General features: G+C 33.9%; 14 protein-coding genes and 2 pseudogenes. 10 read left to right on the top strand and 6 right to left on the bottom strand.

All coding sequences use genetic code 11. The features are described from left to right. The first annotated feature begins 7 nt into the window (after positions 1-7). The 3 genes from clpP to lon are packed head-to-tail and all read left to right on the top strand — an operon-like array spanning position 8 to position 4,383. Positions 8-634, top strand: a complete 627-nt coding sequence (gene clpP, locus ABWU64_RS01255) for an ATP-dependent Clp endopeptidase proteolytic subunit ClpP (protein WP_015587874.1) — start codon at positions 8-10, stop codon at positions 632-634. Continuing rightward, positions 634-1,911, top strand: coding sequence for an ATP-dependent Clp protease ATP-binding subunit ClpX (gene clpX / locus ABWU64_RS01250; protein ID WP_353279689.1), 1,278 nt, complete (start codon positions 634-636; stop codon positions 1,909-1,911). The genes clpP and clpX overlap by 1 nt, the downstream gene beginning before the upstream one ends. A 15-nt stretch (positions 1,912-1,926) precedes the next feature. Beyond that, positions 1,927-4,383, top strand: coding sequence for an endopeptidase La (lon, locus tag ABWU64_RS01245; RefSeq protein WP_353279688.1), 2,457 nt, complete (start codon positions 1,927-1,929; stop codon positions 4,381-4,383). A gap of 99 nt (positions 4,384-4,482) precedes the next feature. Here lon and ABWU64_RS01240 read toward each other — a convergent pair whose 3' ends face one another. Beyond that, positions 4,483-6,039, bottom strand: coding sequence for a penicillin-binding transpeptidase domain-containing protein (locus tag ABWU64_RS01240; protein ID WP_353279687.1), 1,557 nt, complete (start codon positions 6,037-6,039; stop codon positions 4,483-4,485). A 31-nt stretch (positions 6,040-6,070) separates the two neighbouring features. Continuing rightward, entirely contained in the window at positions 6,071-6,829 is a 759-nt protein-coding gene (locus tag ABWU64_RS01235; protein WP_353279686.1) for a polysaccharide deacetylase family protein, read from the bottom strand. 120 nt (positions 6,830-6,949) lie between these two features. Here ABWU64_RS01235 and ABWU64_RS01230 point away from each other — a divergent pair, with 120 nt between their 5' ends. The 6 genes from ABWU64_RS01230 to ABWU64_RS01200 all read left to right on the top strand — a co-directional run bounded on the left by ABWU64_RS01230 (position 6,950) and on the right by ABWU64_RS01200 (position 12,504). Further along, positions 6,950-8,461 (top strand): YifB family Mg chelatase-like AAA ATPase, encoded by a 1,512-nt coding sequence (locus tag ABWU64_RS01230; protein ID WP_353279685.1) that lies wholly within the window; start codon positions 6,950-6,952, stop codon positions 8,459-8,461. Between the two features lie 78 nt (positions 8,462-8,539). Continuing rightward, positions 8,540-9,037, top strand: a complete 498-nt coding sequence (locus ABWU64_RS01225; protein WP_353279684.1) for a hypothetical protein — start codon at positions 8,540-8,542, stop codon at positions 9,035-9,037. Between the two features lie 234 nt (positions 9,038-9,271). Next, entirely contained in the window at positions 9,272-10,465 is a 1,194-nt protein-coding gene (gene ftsZ, locus ABWU64_RS01220; RefSeq protein ID WP_341815473.1) for a cell division protein FtsZ, read from the top strand. Then, positions 10,465-10,863, top strand: a complete 399-nt coding sequence (locus tag ABWU64_RS01215) for an EVE domain-containing protein (protein WP_015587882.1) — start codon at positions 10,465-10,467, stop codon at positions 10,861-10,863. The genes ftsZ and ABWU64_RS01215 overlap by 1 nt, the downstream gene beginning before the upstream one ends. Before the next feature lie 339 nt (positions 10,864-11,202). After that, on the top strand, positions 11,203-11,661 hold the full coding sequence (gene ybeY, locus ABWU64_RS01205; protein WP_015587883.1) for an rRNA maturation RNase YbeY: 459 nt from the start codon (positions 11,203-11,205) through the stop codon (positions 11,659-11,661). Between the two features lie 54 nt (positions 11,662-11,715). Continuing rightward, positions 11,716-12,504: a succinate dehydrogenase iron-sulfur subunit gene (locus ABWU64_RS01200; RefSeq protein WP_015587884.1), complete on the top strand. Its 789-nt coding sequence runs from the start codon at positions 11,716-11,718 to the stop codon at positions 12,502-12,504. A 3-nt stretch (positions 12,505-12,507) separates the two neighbouring features. Here the strand turns inward: ABWU64_RS01200 and ABWU64_RS01195 are convergent, their stop codons facing one another. The 4 genes and pseudogenes from ABWU64_RS01195 to ABWU64_RS01180 all read right to left on the bottom strand — a co-directional run bounded on the left by ABWU64_RS01195 (position 12,508) and on the right by ABWU64_RS01180 (position 15,940). Next, complete coding sequence (locus ABWU64_RS01195; RefSeq protein WP_015587885.1) at positions 12,508-13,644, bottom strand: hypothetical protein; 1,137 nt, start codon at positions 13,642-13,644, stop codon at positions 12,508-12,510. Positions 13,645-13,679: 35 nt separating this feature from the next. Continuing rightward, a pseudogene (locus ABWU64_RS01190) lies at positions 13,680-14,472 on the bottom strand (GNAT family N-acetyltransferase). Continuing rightward, positions 14,462-14,943: pseudogene (locus ABWU64_RS01185) on the bottom strand (phosphatidylglycerophosphatase A). The pseudogenes ABWU64_RS01190 and ABWU64_RS01185 overlap by 11 nt, the downstream one beginning before the upstream one ends. A 19-nt stretch (positions 14,944-14,962) precedes the next feature. Then, complete coding sequence (locus tag ABWU64_RS01180; protein WP_015587888.1) at positions 14,963-15,940, bottom strand: NAD(P)H-dependent glycerol-3-phosphate dehydrogenase; 978 nt, start codon at positions 15,938-15,940, stop codon at positions 14,963-14,965. Positions 15,941-16,255: 315 nt separating this feature from the next. Here ABWU64_RS01180 and ABWU64_RS01175 point away from each other — a divergent pair, with 315 nt between their 5' ends. Beyond that, complete coding sequence (locus tag ABWU64_RS01175; RefSeq protein ID WP_341815474.1) at positions 16,256-17,026, top strand: response regulator transcription factor; 771 nt, start codon at positions 16,256-16,258, stop codon at positions 17,024-17,026. Positions 17,027-17,220 lie beyond the last annotated feature (194 nt).

The following is a 17,220-nucleotide window of genomic DNA, read 5'->3' as shown; positions in this document are numbered from 1 at the left end:
AAAAGGTATGACTCTTATACCAATTGTAGTTGAACAAACTAGTCGCGGTGAGCGAGCTTATGACATATATTCAAGGCTAGTAAAAGAAAGAATAATTTTCGTAACTGGCCCTATTGAAGACAACATGGCCAGCGTAATAGTAGCACAGCTTTTATTTTTAGAATCGGAAAATCCCGATAAAGACATTTGTATGTATATTAACTCACCAGGTGGTGTTGTAACTGCTGGTTTGTCGATCTACGATACAATGCAGTATATAAATCCAGACGTTTCAACTTTGTGTATAGGTCAAGCTGCATCTATGGGTTCTTTGTTGCTTACAGCTGGTGCGGAGGGTAAACGTTACTCACTACCTCATTCAAGAATTATGATACATCAGCCATCTGGTGGTTATCATGGGCAAGCAACTGATATAGAAATACATGCCAATGAAATTTTGCGAGTTAAGAAAAAACTAAATCAAATTTATGAAAAACATACTGGAAATTCACTGAAGAAAATTGAAGAAATGATGGAAAGAGATAAATTCATGGATCCTGAAGAAGCAATGAAAATTGGCTTAATTGACAGAGTAATAGCTGAGCGTAAAGATGTGAAGATTGAAAATATTAAAGTTAAACAAAAGGTAGTTTAATGGATAACAATAATGATTTACACTACTGTTCTTTTTGTAACAAGGCACAAAACGAAGTAGATAAATTGATTACTAACTCTTCGGATGGTTTAAAGGTGTTCATTTGTAATGAATGCATAGAGTTATCCCATAAAGCAATAAGTCAAAAGAAAGAGAGGGCTTTTAATTCAGATCATATATCTGATATGAAACTATCACTAAAGAAACCTGAAGATATAAAAAATTTTCTTAGCAAGCATGTTGTAGGTCAGGAACATGCGCAACATGTTTTATCTGTAGCTATGTATAATCATTGTCAATCCATGGTGCAACTTCATTCTATAAGTGATATTGAAATCGAGAAGTCAAATATAATGCTTATTGGCCCTACGGGTTCTGGTAAGACTTTGCTAGCAAAAACACTTGCTAAAGTTTCAGATGTACCATTTGCTATGGCTGATGCAACAACTTTGACTGAAGCAGGTTATGTGGGTGATGATGTAGAAAGCGTGTTATCACGTCTATTACAAGCTGCAAATTATGATGTTGCAAAGGCACAGCATGGTATAGTGTTTATCGATGAAATAGACAAAATCACAAGAAAGTCTGAAAGCGCTTCAATAACCCGTGATGTTTCAGGTGAAGGGGTCCAACAAGCTCTACTAAAAATCATGGAAGGTACGGTTGCTTATGTTCCTCCACAAGGAGGGCGAAAACACCCGCAACAAGAGTTTATACAAGTAGACACTAGTAACATACTATTTATTTGTGGAGGAGCTTTTGAAGGCCTCAATAAAATTATTGAGGCAAGAAAAAAGGGAACATCAGTTGGCTTTGGAGCGGATATAAGTCAGTCTAAAGCACAAAAGAAAAAAAATGCTTTACGCGATGCTCAACCTGAGGACTTAATTAAATTCGGTTTAATACCCGAATTTGTAGGACGAGTTCCGATAATTGCCGTTTTAGATGAGCTGAATCATGAGGATTTAATACATGCGTTAACGGAACCAAGAAATGCGCTAATAAAACAATATAAAGCATTATTTGCATTTAGCAAAGTAACCCTTGAGTTTTCAGATGAAGCAATATCAGCTATTGCTAAAAAAGCTATGAGCTATAAAATAGGTGCAAGAATATTACGTACTATCTTAGGGTCACTTTTGCTTGATGTTATGTATATATCCGGCAACGGAGGTTTTGAAGGTAGCACTATAACGGTTACTAAGAAAATGGTAGAATTAGGCAAAGCGACGATTAATCATAATAATAAGGGTAGTGTTATAACGGTTAATGATTAATTTGAGGCATATATTATGAGTATTGGACGTGCTGTAAATTTTAATTCTACTGTATTACCAGTATTACCTCTAAGAGATGTAGTAATTTTTCCAAATATAATGTTGCCTTTATTCGTAGGTAGAGAAAAATCTGTTCATGCACTAGAGTATGCAATAAGTAGCAGCAGTCACCAAAACGAGATTTTTCTCATAGCACAAAAAGATGGTTCTATTGATAATCCAGAGCCAGAGAATCTTTATGAAGTAGGCGTGTTAGCAAACATTATACAACCATTAATAAAACTGCCTGACAATGCAGTAAAAGTCATGATTCATGGGGTAAGAAGGGGAAGAGTTATAGAATATATTAGCTCTCACACTTTGTTACAGGCCAGAGTAGCGTTGGATGGTCATTATGAGTATGGAGAAAATGAAGATAATATTGATTTAGAAGCTTTAAGGCGTTCTGTTATAGATGCATTCGACAATTGGTGTAAACTAAGCAAGAAAAGTCGACCCGAGATTATTATTGACCCCATTGATCAAGTTAAAGAGGTTAATCAAATTGTAGATATGATAGCTTCGCACTTAAATATAAAGGTATCAGATAAGCAAAACATACTTGAAGTTTATAACCCAAAAGAGCGCTTAAAAAAAGTTTTTGCTCTTATTGAGAGAGAAATAAGTATTTTGAGTGCACAAAACCGCTTGTATAAGACAATTAAATCACAGGTTGAAAGTACTCAAAAAGTTTACTACCTTAATGAGCAATTAAAAGCTATACAGAAAGAATTAGGTGAGTTTGAAAATGGAGATGAAGGGAATATACTCAATGAATTTGAAAAAAAGATAAATGAAACAAAGCTTTCTGAGGAAGCAAAAGAGAAAGCCATAACTGACTTAAAGAGATATAAGAAAATGAATCCCATTTCTCCTGAAGCAACAGTTATATCTAGTTACTTGCATTGGTTGCTTGATTTGCCATGGGGAAAGTACAAAGATGCAAAAATTAACTTAAATGCGGCTAAAAAAATCTTAGATGAAAATCATTATGGCATAGAGAAAGTAAAAGATAGAATAATAGAATTTTTAGCAGTATTAAAGAGAGTAAAAGAGATAAAGGGTCCTATACTTTGCTTAGTTGGACCACCTGGTGTTGGTAAAACTTCTTTAGCTAAGTCTATGGCAAAAGCAGTAGGAAGAGATTTTGTTCGTATATCTCTTGGTGGTATACGTGATGAGTCTGAAATACGAGGACACAGGAAAACTTATATTGGCTCAATGCCTGGTAAAATCATTCAACACATGAAAAAAGCTAATTCATGCAACCCGCTTTTCCTGCTTGATGAAATAGATAAGATGGGTTCTGATTCGCGTGGTGATCCTGCATCTGCATTACTTGAGGTTTTGGATACTGAGCACAATAAACATTTTACAGATCATTACTTGGAAGTTGAGTTTGATCTTTCAAGTGTAATGTTTGTAGCCACAGCAAATAGCTTAAATTTACCGCATCCTTTGCGTGATAGGATGGAAATTATACAATTACCTGGGTATACCGAAGACGAGAAGATCAGTATTGCTACACATCACCTTATTCCAAAATTAAAAAAAGAGCATGGTTTGCATCAGAAGGAGTGGGAAATAACCAATGAAGCATTATACGAGTTGATACGTTTATATACACGTGAAAGCGGCGTGCGAAGCATGGAAAGGGAACTTGCAAAACTCATGAGAAAGGCAGTTAAAGCAATATTAACTGATAAAAATAAGAAAATATCCGTAGAGACTGGTAATTTACAAGATTATCTAGGGGTACGTAAGTATACCTTTGGCATTGCAGAAAATGAGAGTTTGGTAGGGATAGTAACTGGTCTTGCCTATACTGAAACAGGTGGTGATATTTTGATGATAGAGTCAGTCCTAATTCCTGGTAAGGGGGAGATAAAATATACAGGAAAGCTTGGAGGAGTTATGCAAGAGTCTATAAAAGCTGCGTATAGTTATGTGCGATCAAATTGTTTATTTTTCGGTATAAAGCCCGAAAAATTCCAAAATAATGATATACATTTGCATGTACCTGAAGGTGCTGTGCCAAAAGATGGTCCCTCTGCTGGCAGTGCAGTATGTACGTCTATTGTTTCTCTCATGACAAATATATCAGTTAACAAAAGTGTTGCTATGACAGGCGAAGTAACATTGCGCGGTAGAGTTTTGGCTATCGGGGGCTTGAGAGAAAAATTGCTTGCTGCGCTAAGAGGATCAATCAAAATTGTGATTATACCAAGTGAAAATGAGAAAGATATGCAGGAGATTCCCGCAAATATTAAAGAAGGGATCAACGTAATTTTTGCTAAGAATATTGATGAAGTTATAAAAATTGCTTTAACTCGCCCTATTACTTCAATTGATGGTGATAATCAAAATAGTCTACCTTCCTCCATAGAAAATAAAGATAGTACCTTCTCTGCGTTAGAAACATTAAAGCACTAAATTGAAAAGGTTTATGCAATTTTCGTTTCTTTTTTTTAACCTCAAAGCTCTGATTTGAATATATAAATTACAAGTAACATATATGGCAATTTCATAAATTCATTTTTCAAGCATATATTGCAATATCTCACTAGCAATTGCAACATCTTGGCGTGGAGTTTTGCCATGTTCTATAAACACTGAGATTGCATAGCGCGGATCATGGTAGGGGCCATAAGCGATAAACAATTTATGACTTTCACCTTTAGAGTTTATCTCTGGTGTACCGGTTTTGCCAGCAATTTGTATACTGCCTAGTCCTTTTCTATAGTTAGAATTCACCACGTCAAACATAGCTTTTCGAACCACACTAAGATGCTCATGATTCACATCAATATTAAGAAAGTCTTGCCCTGGTTTACTCATCTCAATGTGGGGAATTACCTCCCTTCCTGTTGCAACCCTCGCTGCAAGAACCGCAAGCTGTAATGGCGTTGTAAGTAAATACCCTTGTCCTATAACTAAGTTAATGGTATCACCTAAATACCACTCTGAATATAGCTTGCGTGCACGCCAATCCACATCAGGCAACAATCCCGGAGCTTCTTCCTTAAACATTCCAATTAATGGTCCACTTCCTATACCAAATTTGCTAGCCATTTCTAGTAGAGAATCTACATTTATTTTTTTTCCTATATTATAAAAGTAAGTGTTGCATGAGAAGGCCATTGCCTCGTTTAAAGATACATATCCATGGACTTTGCTTTTTAGGCAACGAAATTTTCGTTCACCTATTTTCATATAGCCCCTACACGAGAACTTTTCTTCTGGTGTTATTATTCCATCTTTTAAACCCGCAAGCGCATCTATTATTTTAAATATTGAACCAGGTGGAATTTGATATGATAATGCACGGTTTACAAGCGGTAATGAAGGATTGTTTAAATTTTTCCAAGTTTCATTTGATAATCTGCTAGTGAAAAGATTATTATCGTAAGAAGGTGAATTATATAATGCTAAAATTTCTCCGTTATTTACATCAACTACCACTGTGGAACCTTGGTGGTCTTTAAATATCTCTGCAATTTTCTTCTGTAAATCAACATCAATTGTCAGCTGTATATCTTGTCCATCTTGCTGCGGTATACTAGATAACTCTCTCATGATACGCTTCTTAGAATTTATTTCCTGCTCAGATTTTCCGGTCTTGCCTTTTAATACATGATCATATGTATATTCAATTCCACTAACCCCTGCTTCATTTATGTCTTGCTGTTTTTTTGTATATCCGATTATATGAGAACATATCGAACCAAACGGGTAATAACGTTTATAAAGAGCAGTTATTTTTGTATCTGATGATTTTGTTGTATCAGGTTTAATTTCTGATAACATCTGCAAATCAACTTCCCTAGTAAAGGTTTTTTGCCCATCAAATAAAACAATATACGAAATTTTGTTTACTGCGAGTTCAACGCTATTCCTATCCAAAATCCTGCCTCGTTTAGGCACAATAGTAACAACTTTTGTCCTATTATTATTGGATAGCACTTCATATTTTTGTCTATCTCGTACTTGTAAAGTATACAACCTATAACTGAAGATAGCAGAAATAGTAAGCTGAATACCACCTAATATGAATGCCCTGCGGTTGAAGACCTTGTTTTTTGTCCACATAGAATTCCTTTAGAACGCACTCATTCTCCTTTTATTGACACATTTCTAGCTTCACTACATCACAAACCCTTTCTTCCCACTCACTTAAGGTAACAAGTTTGTAACCCGATTTTTTTAGTATTTCAATAATCTGAGATAAAGCTTCAACTGTATTTGATTTGTTATCGTGATCATGGAACAATATAATCGCTCCATTGTGTACATTGCTTAAAACTCTTTCAACCAGAATTTCTGATTTATCGCCTTGCCAGTCCAGAGAATCAACTGTCCATAATATGGAATACATATTTAATCGATTAGTATTTTTGATCAAATTATCGTTATGACATCCATATGGTGGACGAAACCATTTTACATTCTGTTCTGTTGCATTTTTAATTGCCACATTTGTCTTTTTCAGTTCTTGCAATTGCTCCTCACTTGAAAGTGATGTCAACTTCCTATGCGACCAAGAATGATTACCTAATTCATGACCTGCTTTATGGATTTTGTTTACTATTTCAGATGTTTTTTTATTGATACGCTCACCAAGCACAAAAAATGTCGCTTTTGTTTCATTGCTCTCCAGAATATTAATAATATCTCCTGCTCTATTATAAGACGGTCCATCATCAAACGTAAGTGCAACGAACTTATCTTTGTTATTCAATAATTTCTTTATATTACTTAAATTTCTATATGATAGATCCAAATCACAACTGAGCCCACGATATGGTAAGTTAAAGTTACAATCACTACAGAAAACTGCGCTTGAATATAGCAAAAGAAAAGCGATTATTCTTATAAACATATATAATCAGCAAAGTGATAGAGTACTACACTTTTTTGCTAAATTAAACCACTTTTAGCAGCTACTGTTTACTTCGTTACTTTGTCAATATATTATATTAATAACTTTGTATAATATAGTATGATTGCAAATATAAATACCGTTGCTCTTCAGGGAACCAGCACAGTAAATATTAATGCACAAATTCACATGTCAAATGGTATTCCAGCTTTTAATATTGTTGGACTGCCGGATAAAACTGTTGCAGAATCCAGAGAGCGTATCAGAGCAGCGTTAAATTCAATCAATCTTCTGTTACCTCCAAAAAGGATTACGGTTAATCTTTCCCCTGCGGATTTGATTAAAGAAGGTAGTCATTATGACTTAGCTATTGCTGTTGGATTACTTGTTGTAATGAATGTGATACCAGTTGAAAAAGTTCAGTCTTATATAATTATGGGCGAGCTTGCACTAGACAGCAGAGTCATACCAATCTCAGGAGTACTTCCAACAGCAATCAATGCAAAACAGGCAAATAAAGGAGTAATTTGCCCAAGGGGAAATGGAGTAGAAGCTTCATGGGTAAAGAATGTTTCTATTCTAGCTATAGAGAAATTAACCGATATTATCAGACATTTTAAGGGTGAGCAGTTAATTCAGCCGGTAACTTTTAACTATAGCGCTGCACCCAAAGAAAAAAATTCAGTTCCAGATATAAAGGATATTAAAGGTCAAGTTGTTGCAAAAAGAGCAGCTGAAATTGCAGCAGCAGGTGGACACAATATGCTTCTTGTTGGACCTCCTGGTACTGGAAAATCAATGCTTGCTAAGCGATTTATAGGGCTATTACCTGATTTGACTGAGCAGGAGATGATTGATGTTAATATTATCTCTAGCATAACAAAAGCCGGTAACGAAACATTTAAAGTAACTCGTCCCTTTCGTGAACCTCATCATTCATGCTCCATGCCAGCGATGATAGGAGGAGGAAAAAATGCAAAGCCTGGGGAAATCACCATGGCTCACAATGATGTGTTATTTCTTGATGAGCTACCTGAATTTCCAAGGCTTGTACTTGATTCTCTACGTCAACCACTTGAAGATAGAAAAGTTACTATTGCACGTGCAAATGCTCACATTACTTATCCAGCTAATTTTCAACTTATAGCTGCAATGAATCCCTGCAGGTGCGGTTATTTAGGTGATGCAAGTAGATCGTGCAACAAAGCTCCAAAGTGTGGCACAGATTACAAAAACAAAATATCAGGACCATTGCTTGATAGAATAGACATATGCATTGAAATGCCAAACGTTAGCATACTTTCTCCTGAAATCTCTGTGGAGGGAGAAAGTACCGAGGTTATAAGAGGAGGGGTGATAGCAGCGAGAAAAATTCAAACTGAGCGTTATAGTAAATTTAATATTCGTTGCAATGCAGAAGTCAGTGGTGAAGCATTAAATAAATTCACTGAACCAGATCAGGAAGGGTTAGAATTGCTAAAATACGTACTGAAAGAAAATTATATTTCCAATCGAGGCTATACACGTGTATTAAGAGTCGCAAGAACCATTGCAGATCTTGCGAAAAGTGAGGAAATAAAAAGAGCACACATTGCAGAGGCGCTGAATTACAGAATAAGAATGTATAAATAAATTAATTTACTTGACAGGCAGCTTTTTTTTTGTCATATACTACCATTAGTGAAATTTTAATATTTTTGGAGTAAAGTTATGTTGATAATAGAAGGAATCAAAGATAAAGGTAAAGAAGTTTATAACCATGGTTGTGATTTTGTAAAAGACCACCCGTATAAAACAGCTGCCACTTTTGTAGCAATTGCAACAGCAATTTCTCTTACAGCTGCTTATTTCTTAAGTCCAGCTTATGCAACTTTTGTTGGTACAGTTGGAACAAAAGCTGCAACACTTGTTAGTCCTGCTATTACTGCAATATCTGCATTTGCAGTTGCTCATCCACTCATTGCTAGTTTGGTAGTTCTTGCTGCAGTAGCAGCTCTAATAGCTGCACCTGTGTATGCATATAAAAACAATAATAAGGCAAGCAAATTTGAGGAAGTGAAACAAGATATTTCTAATGCTCTTAAGAAAGATTCTGATGGCAATGTTAACTTAGAAAACAATAAAGTTGAAATTGCTGAAGATGATGAACCGAAAAGACTTCTTACTAACGCTTGTGTAAAACTTAAAATTGTACAATTACAACCCTAATCAGTGGTTTTACAAAGTAAAGGGATAGGCTTCTATCCCTTTTTCACAATTTTTTTTTGCATCTTAAGCAGTGTTATTTGAAAGTCTGCAATTATTACACCTAATGATTAATAATGTTAAGAATAAGTAAATCTTGTTTACTATTTGCATACATCAAAACGAAAAATGTTTGCATATTGTTAAAAAAGCAGTAACTTGTTATCAAGTGAATTCACTAATATTTGAGTAATTTAAATGTCAATCGACCTTAGTTTACCAGAATTACCCATATTGCACCCAAGGATTACCGTTGTGGGAGTGGGTGGTGCTGGTGGAAATGCTGTGAACAACATGATTCAATCCAATTTGCAAGGAGTAAATTTTGTTGTAGCAAATACCGATGCTCAAGCGTTAGAGAAGTCACTGTGTGATAAAAAAATTCAACTTGGTATCAACTTAACTAAGGGTCTTGGTGCTGGTGCTTTACCTGATGTTGGTAAAGGTGCAGCAGAAGAATCAATTGATGAGATTATGGAGCATATAAAAGATAGCCATATGCTCTTTATCACAGCAGGTATGGGTGGTGGTACTGGAACAGGTGCTGCACCGGTAATTGCAAAAGCAGCCAGAGAAGCAAGAGCGGTAGTTAAAGATAAAGGAGCAAAAGAAAAAAAGATACTGACTGTTGGAGTTGTAACTAAGCCGTTCGGTTTTGAAGGTGTGCGACGTATGCGCATTGCAGAGCTTGGACTTGAAGAGTTGCAAAAATACGTAGATACACTTATTGTCATTCCTAATCAAAATTTATTTAGAATTGCTAACGAGAAAACTACATTTGCTGACGCATTTCAACTCGCCGATAATGTTCTGCATATTGGCATAAGAGGAGTAACTGATTTGATGATCATGCCAGGACTGATTAATCTTGATTTTGCTGATATAGAAACAGTAATGAGTGAGATGGGTAAAGCAATGATTGGTACTGGAGAGGCAGAAGGAGAAGATAGGGCAATTAGTGCTGCAGAAGCTGCGATATCTAATCCATTGCTTGATAATGTATCAATGAAAGGCGCACAAGGAATATTGATTAATATTACTGGTGGTGGAGATATGACTCTATTTGAAGTTGATTCTGCAGCAAATAGAGTGCGTGAAGAAGTGGATGAAAATGCAAATATAATATTTGGTGCCACTTTTGATCAGGCGATGGAGGGAAGAGTTAGAGTTTCTGTTCTTGCAACTGGCATTGATAGCTGTAACAACAAGCCAGAAGCTTCATCTGTTAATCAAAACAAGATCCCAGCAGAGGAAAAAAATTTTAAATGGCCTTATAATCAAATTCCAATATCAGAAACAAAAGAATATGATTCAACTGAGCAAACAAATGAAAGAGTTAAGTGGGGCAGCAATGTTTATGATATACCAGCTTATTTAAGAAGAAAAAAATAATGCAATTTTGGCTACTAAAGTCAGAACCAAGCGAATACTCCTGGCAAAAAATGGAAAAGGAGCAGGTGACGCAGTGGAATGGTGTATGCAATTATCAAGCTCAAAATTACATGAGAGCTATGAAATTAGGCGATCTTGCATTTTTTTATCATACAGGTAAAGAGAGAGTTATACTTGGAATAGTTGAAGTATTAAAGGAGTATTATCATGTTTATAATTCCAAATTTGGACTAGTGAATGTAAAACTTTTGAAACCTTTAAGTAACCAAGTGACGTTAAACAGTATAAAACAAAACCCACTTTTGAAAAATATGGTTATATTAAAACAATCACGTTTATCAGTTTCTCCAGTTTTAGAGACTGAGTGGAATGAAATAATAAGGATGAGTGATGTGTAATACCCGTTGCCAAACAATATTACCTCAGCACACAACATACAGCTGTATGAGTGTTTGTTTCGAAGTAGCCGATTTTTCATCAAACACAAAGCAGTGCTTGACACTGGAATCCAGCTGTAATGCAACCACATTAAAAATGTTGTGTTTTAATATAGCTTTTATATTCACTCACCTAATGTCTAATCAGAATTCCTGGATCCCAGTGTCGGAGCACTGGGATGACATACTTCTAGTGTACAATATTCGTATAGTTGTGTGTATGATACGATGGTCTATAATTCTTCTTTTTTGGGTTCCAATGTCAAGTGATGGGATAATGTCCTTTCTGGTGCTTTATTCATGTTAGAAGTAAATATTCTTGATAAGAGGTGGCATAGTATTACGAAGGACCCACAGAGTTTTGTATTAAATATTATTAACGCTTCTCTAAAAGAATTAAAAATAGATCATTATAAACCAAATATATCAATAGCTCTCGCTGATGATAACTTGCTACATCAACTTAATCTTAAGTTTAGAGAAATAGATAAGCCAACTAATGTACTATCATTTCCATGCGAACAGTTATCTAGTGAATGTGATCTAGGAGACATAGCAATTGCAGTAGATACAATAGAAAGAGAGTCTCATGAGTACTGTATATCTATCCTCACTCACACTGCACACATGTTAGTTCATGGATTGCTGCATTTACTTGGCTATGATCATCAAAAAGAAGATGAAGAAATTATAATGAAAAGTTTAGAGAGTAAGATTTTAGCTTTGCTTGAATTTGAAAAGGAAAAGTATGGTAGATAATACCAAAATATGTTATTTACAAAAAAGGGGTTTTAGCTGTAAAAGGTAAGCAATATGGTTCAGTTTTCTTTACCAAAAAATTCTAAAGTTAATAAAAAGGGCAAGATTTATCCTACTCCTACTGGAGCAAAAAATATTAGAAGATTTCAAATTTATCGTTGGTCTGCTGATGATGATAAAAATCCAAGAATAGACACATTTTTTATCGATATGGATAATTGTGGCCCTATGGTACTTGATGTATTAATAAAAATAAAGGATGAAATAGATTCGACCTTAACTTTTAGACGCTCTTGCAGAGAAGGAATATGCGGATCTTGTGCAATGAATATTGATGGTACCAACACTCTTGCATGCACTAAATCTATACATGATATAAAAGGTGAAGTAAAAATATATCCACTACCTCATATGTATATAGTAAAGGATCTAGTTCCAGATCTAAGCCAATTTTATGAGCAATACAAATCGATTAAACCTTGGTTACAAACAGATAAATCTGCCTTAAAAAATAAAGAATACTTTCAATCTCCTGAAGATAGAAAAAAATTGGATGGTCTGTCTGATTGTATACTATGTGCTTGCTGTTCGACTGGTTGCCCAAGCTATTGGTGGAATGGTGATAAATTTTTAGGGCCAGCGATATTACTGCAAGCTTATAGATGGATTGCTGACAGTCGTGATAATAAGAAAGAAGAAAGACTTGCTTCTTTAAACGACCCATTTAAGTTGTATCGTTGTCATACAATAATGAATTGTACAAAAACCTGCCCGAAAGGGCTTAACCCAGCAAAAGCGATAGCGAAAGTAAAACAGCTTATGGTAGAGAGAGAAGGAATTTGAGTGTTATTTCTGGCACTCTTCGTAAGAAAATAGTAGACCCTCTGAAGCATAGGGTATTGTTAATACTCTAAACGTTCTTCCATTCATGAAATGTATTGTTTCACCATATGATTCCAGTAATATTTTGAATAACTCATGTCTTTGATTATTAATAGTTTGAAAATCCTTTTTTCCTAAAAGCTTTTTAGATTCAAATAGGTGAAGCATAATCTCGTGATAAGTTGGATAAGACTCCAAAAATTTTGGATCAAACTGAAAAGTTTTTATAAAAGCATTATTATAAAATTTTAGCTTTTGATTCTTACTATATATCGCTACAGCAATCGATAGCTTATCAAGCAAACTTTCTTGTGCAGCTAAACAATTGCTTAGCTCAGTATGTAATTTTTTTTCATCACTAATATCTTTTCCATACATTACTATGCTATTAGAATTTTGCATTGGAACTTCAACAAAATTAAAAACCTTAGGTTCGTTCTTGTAAGTTATTACACACTCTCCTGGTTTTACGTTATAGGAGCCACTCGCAACAGTAAATTTTTTAGAGCTGCCTATATATTTATCATAAAATAAGTTATAAAACCTTACTTTTTTATTCTTATTGTGCTTCAGTATTGGAAATGGTAAAGAGTCAAAAATTTTTTTATAGTTCTCCAATTCTCGCATAAGCTTACTATTTTCTAACTCAAGTTCATTAGCTTTTATCTTATAATCGGAGATATTCCTTATCCATAACAACACACCAATCACATTATTAGAATAATCTATTATGCTTTTACCATAACATGTGCAATAAACCTCACTGTCTTTTGACTTTAAATCTAGAGTAAAAGATTTATTTATTTCCTTTGCCTCAGCAAAACTTTTAATTAAGCTTTCTGATTGCTCAAAAAAATTTACAAACTCATTAAATGAATAAAAAACAGTATTAAGCAAAATTAGTAAATTGGGAGAAAATTTTTCTATACGTTTTTTTGCGTCCCAAATATAAAATCCATCATTCACAGTATCTATTAAATTATTTATGATAACATTTTGATGTTGTAAGTCCTTAATTTTATTACTAATTTTTAATTTAGAATATGAGAAAAAGAAGAATACTAGAATTAGTAGTAAAACTATTTCATACAAAAAAAACATAGTATTCTAAAACAAATATAAAAATTTGTAACCTCTCAGCAAAGAGATTGTACTGAAGAGGTATATAAGTGAAGATTGCCCAATACCCTAAAGCCTAATCTCTTATAAAGGTTTACAGAAGGTTTCATGCAATGTGCTACTATGTATTTGCATTCAAATTGCCTAGCTATCTTTATTCTTTCTAGAACCATTTGAGTTCCTATTCCACGACCCCTGTAAATTGGTAAAACTCCATCGCTATAAAAACCAGCTATGCTGTCTTGAATATAAAGACCGCATGTTCCAACAATTTCGTTATTTAGCATTACAAGAAAAAAATCTTAACCTTGAGCTCTTATCATCACAATTCGATAATTGGCGAAAAAATGTGCTAACAATACTAATTCTGTGATAAAAAATTTTAGAAGTGTGTAAATCTAATTGCTCTAAGAGCTCACTACTATTTACAACATTGAACTTCAAATTTGGAACAGCATCATCAGGCAAAAAATAATCTTTTATATTGAGTAAAACTTTTTTTGGTGTGCTAACGTGTTTTATTTCGCATTTTTCTAAAGTACCCCCTATTTTTATACGTGGACTTATTATCCATGTTGCTTCTATATTTCGTGCTTTGAGATAATCTAGAGTTCTGCATATGGAAAGCTCAGTACATTGATCTTCACAAAACACAAAATTAAATAACGATTCTCTGGTACCATTTACTGTAAATATAACATTATCAAATTCGTCATGTATTTCCCACTTGGACAAATTCGTTGCATAAAGTATATAATCCTTCAGGTTCTGAATAATTAAGCTTGAATAACAAATTTTTTTATTCTGCATAAACCAACAATAAACAATAAAAGGCTCCTATAAAAACAAAGGCTAAAATTGCAGCTACAACATCATCTAGCATAATACCTAAAGGACCTTTTGTATTTTTATCAATCAAATTTATAGGCCACACTTTTATTATATCAAAAAACCTAAAGGAGAAAAAGCACACCAACAATACAGAGCTATTCATTTCTTGTTCTAATAATATTGAAACCAGAAGTACTGTCAGCAATTGACCAACTACTTCATCAATTACTACCTCTTTTGGATCATGCGGAGCTTTGTAATGTTGTATATAATTGCCTGTAGACCATAATCCAACTAAGAATAAAAAAAAATAATTGCTGTACCTAAAATTCTGTCATTGAGTAATATAGGAACAATTGGGTAAGCAGCCAAGCTGCCTATAGTACCTGGCATGTTTTTTACCGTGCCAGATAGCCACCATGTTGATATTAATTTATATAAAAATTTCACAATATACCGAAATATAAAACTAATTTACAAGAACAGAAATAGTATCTTCTATAGAAGTATTTTCATATAGCAATCTATAGATCGCTTCACATATGGGCATTTTTATCTTTAGCTTTTCTGCTAAATCAAATGCAGACTTAGCAGTGTTAAAACCTTCAATTACCGACTTACCTTCTGATAAAATCTGCTGAGCACTAGAACCATTACTATTAGCTACTTTAGATCCAAAAGATAGATTTCTCGAATTTAATGATGTGCATGTCACAACCAAATCGCCTAAGCATGCTGGTCCAAGTAGTGTATTTATATCTACATTGCCGTCACCAACTTTTGCTGAGTATAAAGCCTTAATTTCACTCATACTTTTCGTAATTAATGCTGCATGAGCATTAAACCCAAACCTACCTAGAACAACCCCACATGCTATAGCAAAAACATTCTTTAACGCTGCACAAACCTGTATTCCTATAACATCGCTACTAAGGTACAATTTAATATTTTCTTGCTGTAGCTCTGATACTAATTTTGAACCTAATACTTCATTTTGACATGCAAGGACCATCGAATATGGTAATTTTCTTGCAACTTCTATAGCAAAGCTAGGACCAGAAAAAACAGCAAGAGGATTGTTAGGTAAAACTTCATTGACTACTTCACTAGGTAATTTTAATGTAGATTTTTCTATTCCCTTACAAGCCAAAATTATTGCTACATTTTTTTTTAGGTTACAATCATTCAATTGATGACATATCTCCCTTAGAGACTGAGTGGGAACAGCTAGAATTATTACTGAAGCATTAACTACATCTTCAATAGCTAATTTTACTGATACATTATCAGAAATTGGACAATCAGGTAGCTTGTCACTTTCTCTTTTCTCTTTAATTGATTCAAATATGGCCTTATTGCGAGTCCACAAAATTACATTTTTCTTACTACTTAATGAAATCGCAATTGCTGTACCCCATGCGCCAGCACCTAAAACTGATATTACCACTCAATATTCCTGAAAGTATTACTTATAATTTAAAACTGTAGAATAAGTAAATTAAAAATATAACATAAAATAGTTTAAATATCTATTAACCTAAGTATTCTTTTAATAAAAATAGCTTCTATTCAATATTTACTAAAAATAGTATTATTATAGTATATCTATTATATTTTAGATCTATTTGTATAATTTTGGAACGACACATTAACTATTAATTAATAAGTGTAATTTCTATTATTCATTAATAAAAATTTGATTTGTTACTTTCCTTGGTTATATATATTACTAAAATTATAAATTATTTATGGGGTGTAAAATATGCGTATATTATTAATTGAAGATGATCAAGTAAGTGCAAGGACTGTAGTTAATGCCTTAACTTCTGATGGACATTTTTGCGACGTTGTTACTTCTGCACAAGATTATAACAATAATATGGTTTCTTCAAACGGAGATTACTATGACCTAGTTATTTTAGATATACACTTGCCTGGTGATATTGACGGATATGATATACTGTTAAGATTAAGAAGTGCAAAAATCGAAGTTCCTGTTTTAATACTTTCGTGTATCTCCGCTGCCAACCATAAAGCTAAAGGACTTGGGTATGGTGCCGACGATTACTTAACCAAGCCATTTCACAAGAGCGAATTATTAGCTCGAATTAAAGCCATAGTCCGACGTACTAAAGGTCATCCCGAATCAGTGATAAAGATTGGTAATATGAATATCAATTTTGATCACAGGATTGTTGAGGTAAAAGGCAAAACAGTTCACCTTACTAACAAAGAGTATTCCATGATAGAATTGCTGGCATTGCGTAAAGGAGCAGTGTTGACAAAAGAAATGTTTTTAAACCATCTTTACAATGGCTTGGACGAACCTTCAGACAACAAAATAGTTGATGTTTTTATGTGTAAATTACGTAAAAAACTTGAAAGTGCAAATGATGGAATAAGCCACATAGAAACCGTTTGGGGTAGAGGATATGTTCTAAAAGAGTATGTTGACGATGAAGAATACTCTAGTGCTAATATAAGCGAAAGCAGTAGTGACTATCAAGCAGAACAAGTGAAGGACAGCGCATGAAATGCTTTATTCACCCATTCATTGAAGCAACAAAATAGGTAAGATAAAAACCAATTGTAAAAGTGAGGTAACGTGGTCAGTTTTTTAGAACTTTACAAAGATTTACAACAAAAAATAAAAAAGTTGTAAGCTAAGATAAAAAGTTATAGGTAAGAAAATAAGGTTTTAGAGATAGAGGGTGATGAGTTAAAGGA

It is taken from the genome of Wolbachia endosymbiont (group B) of Xanthorhoe designata, from assembly GCF_964028585.1.
Lineage (GTDB): Bacteria > Pseudomonadota > Alphaproteobacteria > Rickettsiales > Anaplasmataceae > Wolbachia.
The sequence above is the reverse complement of the archived record's forward strand: the minus strand, read 5'-3'. Positions and strand labels throughout refer to the sequence as shown.